Annotated in this window: 7 protein-coding genes and 1 pseudogene; all 8 read right to left on the reverse strand. The window is 76.6% G+C overall.

The features are described from left to right. A pseudogene (locus ACWC21_RS27810) lies at positions 1-448 on the reverse strand (pyridoxal phosphate-dependent aminotransferase); the annotation flags it as partial. Next, entirely contained in the window at positions 445-873 is a 429-nt protein-coding gene (locus tag ACWC21_RS27815; RefSeq protein WP_450885576.1) for a cupin domain-containing protein, read from the reverse strand. The pseudogene ACWC21_RS27810 and the gene ACWC21_RS27815, both read right to left, overlap by 4 nt. A gap of 11 nt (positions 874-884) precedes the next feature. Then, positions 885-2297, reverse strand: a complete 1413-nt coding sequence (locus ACWC21_RS27820) for an ATP-binding protein (RefSeq protein WP_450885577.1) — start codon at positions 2295-2297, stop codon at positions 885-887. A 9-nt stretch (positions 2298-2306) separates the two neighbouring features. Next, complete coding sequence (locus tag ACWC21_RS27825) at positions 2307-3053, reverse strand: GNAT family N-acetyltransferase (RefSeq protein WP_450885578.1); 747 nt, start codon at positions 3051-3053, stop codon at positions 2307-2309. A 57-nt stretch (positions 3054-3110) separates the two neighbouring features. Further along, on the reverse strand, positions 3111-4499 hold the full coding sequence (locus ACWC21_RS27830; protein ID WP_450885579.1) for an MFS transporter: 1389 nt from the start codon (positions 4497-4499) through the stop codon (positions 3111-3113). Beyond that, positions 4496-5581: an SAM-dependent methyltransferase gene (locus ACWC21_RS27835; RefSeq protein ID WP_450885580.1), complete on the reverse strand. Its 1086-nt coding sequence runs from the start codon at positions 5579-5581 to the stop codon at positions 4496-4498. The genes ACWC21_RS27830 and ACWC21_RS27835 overlap by 4 nt, the downstream gene beginning before the upstream one ends. A gap of 74 nt (positions 5582-5655) precedes the next feature. After that, on the reverse strand, positions 5656-7011 hold the full coding sequence (locus ACWC21_RS27840) for a CurL C-terminal domain-containing protein (protein WP_450885581.1): 1356 nt from the start codon (positions 7009-7011) through the stop codon (positions 5656-5658). Between the two features lie 114 nt (positions 7012-7125). Next, the coding region (locus tag ACWC21_RS27845; protein WP_450885582.1) for a ketoacyl-synthetase C-terminal extension domain-containing protein at positions 7126-7400 on the reverse strand (275 nt) is incomplete at its 5' end.

Genomic DNA, 7400 nt, shown 5'->3' on the forward strand with positions numbered 1-7400 from the left:
GGTTGTGCGGGTTGCAGACGTAGCCGATGCCGGCCCCGTCCAGCGCGGCGGCGAGGGCGGCGGTCCCGGGCCGGGTGCCGTCCAGGGGCACCTCGTGGCAGCCGCGCCGCAGGTTCTCCAGACAGATCCGGTATCCGGGGAAGGTGCCGGCGGTGGTGACGCCCGGACGGCCGGGGTCGCCCAGCGCGAGGGCGCTGAGCAGGACCAGTTCGTCGCTGCCGTTGGCGACGACGACCTGGTCGGCCGCCACGCCCAGCAGGCCGGCGATGGCGCGGGCGGGAGCGGATCGGGTGGGGTCGGGGTAGGTGCCGGTGGCGTCCACGGCCTCGTGCGCCGCCTCCAGGGCGAGCGGGCTCGGACCGTACGGGCTCTCGCTCAGGTGCAGGCGCACCAGGGCTCCGGGCGGGGCGGCCGGCGCGGGGGCGGGTGCGGGTGCGGTGACGGTCACGACCGCTCCTCGAGCAGCAGGCCGAAGCAGTAGCTGCCGGGCTCGGCCTCCAGCGTGAGGAAGCAGTGCTCGGCGCCGGCCGGGACGCGCAGCAGGGCGGGCGAGGCGAGTTCGTGGCGGACCCCGTCGACCCGGACCTCGATGCGGGCGCCTCCCGGGTGCGGGGAGACGAGGAAGTAGATCTCGTCGACGTCGTGCCGGTGCGGGTCGGCGACCGGCTTGCCGACGAGGTGGTCGACGGGGCCGCCGGCCAGCTGGACGGGGACGCCGCCGAACATGTCGGACGTCAGCCAGAACGGGGCGGGCTCGTGGTGTCCGGCCACCGGCAGGAACCGCGGGACGTCGGTGCGGATCTCGGCCGGCTCACGGCCGGACGGCGGGGTCGCCGCGTCGGCCGGTGCGGTGGCGGTCGTCTCGGTGCTCATCGGGGTGCCTCTCAGGGTCGGTGGTGCGCGGAACCGGCGGGTACCGGGCTGCCGTGCGAGTCGGGGGCAGCGGGCCGGGCGGCGGGGGCCGTGCCCAGGTCTCGGGCGGACAGCGTGCGCCCGGCCGGGCCGGCCGCGGGGTCGTCGAAGGTGTAGGCGAGGGCGCTGAGCGCCCGGTCCAGGACATCGACCATCTCGGCGTGGTTGCCGGCCGTTCCCCACAGCATCGCCAGCTCGGCCGTGCGCACATCGGGCGGCACCCGGGTGCCGGGCCGCACCCGGCTGTCGTAGGTCTCCACACCGGGCAGGCCCAGGACTTCGCGGATGCCGTGCACCCGGGTGAGCAGACCGCCCTCGGCGGGGGTGAGCACGGCCCGGGCGTAGACGACGCGGTCCCGCGGCATCCACGCGCCGGTGACGTCCCGGTCGGGGGCGGCGGGGTTCGGGTCCGCGTCGAACGGGTCGTCGCCGAGGGCCACCCGGCCGGCCAGCGCGATCGGGTCCGGGCCGCCGGCGCGCAGGGCCAGGCCGCTCTGGTAGGCGCCCAGGCGGCCGTTGACCTCGATGACGCGGGGGCCGTCGGGCGTCAGTTTCAGCTCGGTGTGCGTGATGCCGGTACGGATGTCCAGCGCACGCACCGCGCGACCGGCCAGCTCGAGCACCGCGGCGCGCTCGTCCGCGGCCAGCGGGGCGGGCCAGAAGTGGCCGGTCTCCCTGAAGGGCGGGGCCAGCGGGAACTTGCCGGTCACCGCCCAATGCGTGACGTGGCCGTCCACGACGGCGCTCTCCACCGAGACGTGGTCGCCGAACGGTTCCCGGCCGGTCCCGGCCAGGTATTCCTCCAGGACCAGGCCTTCCTCGCCGCCCTGACCCGGCGCCACGGCCAGCAGACGGTGGGCGAGGGCGGCACCGGCGGCGGCGTCGTGCACCAGGTGGGTGCTGCGGCTGCCCTCGCCGCGCACCGGTTTCAGGACCGCCGGCAGGCCCACCTCCGCGACGGCCGCCGCCCAGTCCGCCGGGGAGCGCAGCAGCCGGGTGCGGACCCGGTCCACGCCCCGCTCGGCGAGCCGGCGGCGCTGGGCGTGTTTGTCGGTGAGCAGCCGCACGGTATCCCGCGTGTGGCCCGGCAGGCCCAGCCGGGCCACCAGGGCGGCCGTGGTGTCCAGGCGGCGCTCGCTGAACGTGACGACGGCCGCGGGCGCGTGGGCCCGCAGCTCGGCCGCCGCCGCGTCGAGGCCACTCTCCCCGGAGGCGTCCACCCGTACCAGCGGGGCGAGTTCGGCCAGCAGCGGGGCCAGCTCCGCGGTGTGCGGGGAGTCGACGACCGCGAAGACGACGTCCCCGAGCGGTTCGAGGCGTTCGACGGCGTCGACGGGCGCGACGGAGCCGAAGTCGTAGACGACGGCGATCACTGGGCGTGGCATGACGGCCTCTCAGTGGGCGTGGTCGGGAGCGGGTGCGTAGCGCACCCCGGACAGGAGGGAGGCGAGGTCCGTCTCCGGGGCCCCGCCGCCCGGCGTGGTGGCCGGGGTGTCGGCGGCCCGGGCGGCGCCGAACATCTCCAGGGCGCCGTCCAGACCGGTGATCTCCACGGGGACGGCGCGCTTGGCCTGCCAGGCGGCCCGGTCCAGGCGGTAGCGGTCGCTGACGGCACGCTCCCCGCGCACCGCGTTGACCTGCGTCCCGTCCGGTGTGAAGCCGAACTTGCGGCACACGGCCTGCGAGTTGGCGTTGCCGCGCCGCACCACCGAGAACGCGTCGTGCGCGCCCAGACCGGTGAAGGCGAGGTCCAGGACGGCGGCACGGGCGTGGCCGCCGAGGCCGCGGCCCTGGTGGCTCAGCCCCAGCCAGGAGGTCAGCAGGACCTCTCGGTTCACCGCGAAGTCGCGTGCGCCCAGGGACTGCGAGCCGACGACCTCGCCGTCGTGCAGCACGGCCAGGTAGAGCGTCCAGTCGTCGGGCCTCCACTCCGCCGCCGCTCGCCAGTGTCGTTGCAGGACGCGGCGGGCGACGGTGGAGCGGTCGCCGTCCGTCCACTGCGAGAAGAAGGGCATGAAGCCCGGGGCGTGCACCCCCTCGGCGGCGCGGTCGGCGAGGGCGTCGAGGTCCTCGGGGGTGGGCCAGCGCAGCTCGACGAGCGGCGTGGTCACGCGCAGACCGGTCAGCGGCCAGTTGTTCATGACGGCGTTTCTCCTTTCACTGCCGGCGACTGCCGGGGCGTGGTGGCCGGCGGGGGGCTAGGGCAGGGCGGCGGGCGCTGCCTCCGGACGGGCCTCGGTGGTCTCGGCCGTGTCAGCCGTCCCGACCGTGCCGGTGCTCTCCACCGCCTCGGCCGGCTCGGCCGTGTCAGCCGGTTCGGCCTCCGGACCCGGCAGGTCGGCGGCGGCCGGCAGGCCCCGGCCCAGGACCGCGCCGGCCACGACGACGGCGACGCACACACCGGCCAGGACGACTATCAACGGGACGCCGCGGGCCGTCGGCAGCGTCGCGCCGGCGAGCAGGGGGCCGGCCACCGACCCGGTCGAGATCGCCACCGAGAGCATCGCGTTGACCCGGCCCCGGATCCGCTCCTCGGCGAGGTCGTTGAGCAGCCCGGTGAGCGCCGGGAAGACCAGCGCCTCCCCCACCGACAGCAGCAGCACGCCGGACATGGCCAGCGCCACGGCCGTCGTGCCGTGCTGACGGCCGGCCACCAGCACGAGCAGCCAGGCGGCCGTCCACACGGCGCCGGTGGCCGACAGGACGGCGCTGCGCCTCATGCGCTGGACGCGTTCGCCGAACAGGACCTGGGTGAGGACGGCGACGACGACGTTCACGGCGAACGTGCCGGACAGACCCTCGGCCCCGACCGCGCCGCCCGCGGTGAGGTAGCCGGGCAGTCCCGACCTGAGCTGGCCGTACGACACCAGTGAGCACAGCGCCGTCGTGGCGATCAGGACGGCGAGCGTGCGCTGCCGCAGCACCGCCCGGTAGCCCACGGCGGGCCCGGCGTCCTCCTCCCCCGACGCGGACCTGGGCGAGGCCGCCTCGATGCGCGGCAGCAGCACCAGGAAGGCGAGGCCGGCCAGCAGGAAGGTGGCGCCGTCGGCCACGTAGAGGGCGGCGAACCGGGTGACGTCCCCGCCCGGACCGCCGGCGGCCACCACTCCGCCGACGAGCACGCCCAGGCCGGTCATCGCGTTGAAGACGGCGTAGTCCGCGGAGAAGGCCAGTCCGCGTTCCCGGGCGGTCGCGGCGCCCGCGTAGAGGAAGCGCAGCACGGTGCCCACACCGCTGATCCCGAGGCCGTAGACGAGCGCGGCGGCGAGTGCCGCGGGCGCGGAGCCCGCCACCGCGTACAGCGCGGTGCCGACACCGGCCACGCACATCACCAGGGTGACGACGGGGCGCGGGGCGACCCGGTCGAGGACCGCGCCCCAGACGAGGCCGCCGACGACCGAGGTGGCCGCCTGGACGGCCAGGGTGGCGGCGGGCACCCACCCGGCGAGGCCGCGCACCTCGCCCAGGTAGATCCACAGGAACGGCAGGACCAGGCCCCCGCCGAAGGAGTTGACCGCGTTGACGGCCAGAACGGCCCGGGTGCGCGGGGAGAACGCGCGCACGGTGGCGGCGAAGGGCACGTTCACCGGGCCTCCAGGACGTACAGCCACGAGTGCGGGGTGCCGAACGGCACGGTGCGCACGGGGTGCAGACCGGCGGCGGCGAACAGCTCCTCGTAGGTCTCCTTCGTGTGCAGGGGTACGCCCATCAGCGCGTGGGCCAGCTCGTAGCCGAGGGAGAAGACCGGCAGGGTGGCGGCCTGTTCGGCGTCGGGGCGCAGCATGGTGTCCGCGAGTACGAAGGTGCGGGCGGCGGGGAACGCCTCGCGCAGCCGGGTGAACAGCTGCGGCCGGGTGACCGGGTCGGCGAGCAGGTCGTGCAGCAGGAAGAAGCTCATCACGGTGTCCACCTCGGCGATGGCCTCGCGGTGCGCCTCGCGGTGGCAGACGTCGAGCACGTCGGCCTGGATGGCCCTTACCCGGTCCTGGAGACCGGCCTCGGCGATGGTGCGCCGGCCCAGTTCGGTGGCGGGCCCGCTGATGTCCAGGCCGAGGCCGCGAGTGCCGGGACGGCCGGCGACGACGCGGCTGACCCGGGCGGACATACCGCTGCCGAGGTCGGCGAGGGTGCCGAAGTCGACTCCGGCGAGCACCTCGTCGAGGGTGCCGGACATGAAGTTGCGGTCGTTCTGCCCGGAGCCGAGGGCGACCATCGCCTCGTCGCGCAGCACGTCGGTGCCGAAGGCGGCCTCGCCGGAAGCCAGTTGGGCGGCGCGGGAGAAGACGTCGCTGTAGCCGCCGACGGCCCAGGTGAAGTAGCCGCGCATGCGCAGTGTCTCGCGGCCCTGGTCGGTGAGGACGGCGGCGTCGCCGTCGTCCTCCAGGCGCAGCCACCCGCACACGGCGGCGGCGCGCAGCACCTCGCGGACGACCCGTTCGCGGACCGCGGGCCCGGCGGCGCGGACGAACGCCGGCACGTCGAGGCAGTGGTTCCGCGCGAAGTGGTCCCAGATGCCCAGCCGGTCGAGGGTGTGCACGACGGTGGCGGCGACGAAGCCGTTGAAGGCCTGGTCGACGCCGATCGGCGCGGGCGCGGCGCCGTACCAGTCGGCGGGCAGGGCGACCGGGGCCGGGCCGGGGACGGCGGGGGCGGTGTGCAGCAGTGTCATCGCGGTTCCGTTCGGTAGGGAGGACGGAGAAGGGTCTGCGGAGCCGGGGTCCGGGCCGAGCCGGACGGGACGGGTCAGGCGGGGCCGGCCGGGACGGCGGCGGCCTCGGGGGCCGGTGCGGCCCGCCGCGGCGGGCCGGTGGTGAGCAGGGCCTGGAGTTCGGCAGTGAGGTCCGCCGGGGTCACGGACGCGGTCAGGGGCTCGTAGACCGCCAGGGCCAGTGCCCAGTGCGTGGGCCCCTCCTGGACGCAGCAGTGCACCAGGGGGGCGTCCCGCAGGACGAAGGGCCGGGTGGCGGCGGTGCGGACGGCCTCGGTCAGGCGCGTCGGATCGCCGTCCGGGTCGGCGGGCAGCAGGTCGGGGGCGGCCGGGGGCAGGGCCCCGACCGTCGCCCGCCAGCGCCCGCCCCGCTCACCGAAGACGGTGCGCAGGGCGGGGTGGCGGCGCTGGAGCTCGGTGAAGGCGGCGGCCACCAAAGGGGCTTCGGGTGCCGGACCGGGGACGGCGTGGGCGGCCACCGCGGCGTGGTCGCCGGAGGTCTCCCGGCGCACCAGGTCGTAGAAGAGCCAGCGTTGTTCGTAGGGGGTGAGCGGGCGGCCGGTGTCCTCCGCCCGGTGTTCGCCGGGGGTGCGTCGCCACATCGGGTGGCCGGGCAGCCGCAGCCGGCGGCCGGGCCGGCCGAGCGTGGTGTCCACGTCCAGGCCGCGGCACCACAGCCGCGCGAGGAGCCGGGCCGCGGACGTCCCGTCGGCGGGGTCGAGCACCAGCGGCTCCTCCTCGCCGTGGGCGGTGCCGTCCACGGTTGCGCGGCGGCCGACGCGGACCACCAGCGCCTCCCTCGGGCCGGGCGCGTGCTCGGCCGGTGCCGGTTCCAGGCCTTCGGCCGCGGCCCGCAGTGCGTCGGCCACCGGGAGGTCGCCGCGCACCGCCGCCGCGGCGAGGGCGCCGGCGCGGCCTTCGCCGCGCACGGCGACCGGGGTCAGGCGCCGGTCGAGCAGCCAGCGGGCGACGGCGTACTGCACGGCGACGGCCCGCGCCGCGGCGACGGCCCGCGCCGCGGCGGCGTCCGCACCGAGCCCGGCGGCGTCCTCGGTCTGACGCGCGGCGTCCTCGGCCCGGCGCAGGGCGTCGGCGAGTCCGGGCAGTGCGGCGACCGGGCCGTCGGGGGAAGTGCCGTCCAGCAGCAGGACGACACCTGCGGCCGGGTCGCCCGGCCGGGGCCGGGGGGCGTCGTCGCCGACCGGTTCGCGCAGTCGGTTCACCAGCTCCGCGAGGTCGTGGCCGACCACGGCGTGCCGGCAGTCGAAGCGCTCACGGCCGGTGTCCAGGGTCAGCGCCACGTCGTCGGGGTCGGTCCGCGGGGCCCCCGCCAGCCGGTCGGCCAGCCGGCCGCACAGGACGGCGAGGGAGCGGGGGTCCCGGGCGGACACCGCCAGGACGCGGGGCAGGGAGGCCGAGGGGGCCGGAGCCGAAGGGGTCGGTGGGGTCGACGGGAGGGGAGAAGTCGGAGAAGCAGGAGAGGTCGGAGAGGCGGCCACGGGACGTCACACCCTTTCGAGTTCGCGGCGCTCGGCGTGCACGGCCGGGCCGGCCGGCCGGTGCTCCTGGACGACGACGTGCGCGTTGGTGCCGCCGACGCCGAAGGAGCTGACCCCGGCGCTGCGCGGCCGTCCGGTCTCCTCGGTCCAGGGGCGGCCCTCGGGCAGCAGCGCGAACCGGCCGCCGGCGGCGGCGAGTTCCTCGATGGGCTCGGCCACGTTGGGAGTCGCCGGGAGATGGCCGTGGTGCACGGCGAGCACGGTCTTGATGAGTCCGGCAC

The organism is Streptomyces sp. NPDC001348 (genome assembly GCF_053597535.1).